The organism is Actinomadura sp. BRA 177, from assembly GCF_013372625.1.
Classification (GTDB): domain Bacteria; phylum Actinomycetota; class Actinomycetes; order Streptosporangiales; family Streptosporangiaceae; genus Spirillospora.
In genome coordinates this window covers 1-517 of the sequence record NZ_JABXFD010000578.1, presented here as the reverse complement: position 1 = coordinate 517, position 517 = coordinate 1, and the positions used below count along the sequence as shown (strand labels likewise).

At 73.7% G+C, this 517-nt stretch carries 1 protein-coding gene; it reads right to left on the bottom strand.

What is annotated here, in order from left to right:
* A partial coding sequence (locus HUX53_RS32940; RefSeq protein ID WP_255205878.1) for an MFS transporter occupies positions 1-360 on the bottom strand: 360 nt, incomplete at its 3' end.
* Between the last annotated feature and the right edge of the window lie 157 nt (positions 361-517).

The following is a 517-nucleotide window of genomic DNA, read 5'->3' as shown; positions in this document are numbered from 1 at the left end:
CTGCGCGACCCGCGCCGCGACCAGCGGCCCCGCGCCCGGCGCCGCCCCGCACGCCAGCGACGCGGCCCCGAACAGCGCGAACCCGGTGAGGGTGACGCGGCGGTGCCCGATCCGGTCGCCGAGGGCGCCGCCGCCGAGCAGCAGCCCGGCGACCGCGACCGCGTACCCGTCCACGACGCCCTGCAGGCCGGGCAGGCCGGTGCCGAGCGCGCGGCCGATGCCGGGGAGCGCGACGTTGACGATCGTCACGTCCAGCAGCACCAGGAACATCCCCGCGCACAGGATCGCCAGCATCGCGCCGCGGCGCGGGACCGGGGCTCCGGCGGCGGGACGGCCGCCGGCGGGTGTCGTGGAACTCATGCCTCCACCGTGGCGCCGGGGCGGGTCGGCGCCACGGTGGAGGCATGAGTTCCACGACACCTGGCTCTTATACACAGCCGACGCTGCCGACCAAAAGGGTCATGTGGAGTCACGGAGACAGCGCACCAGTACAACAAAGAACATATACGAACAACAC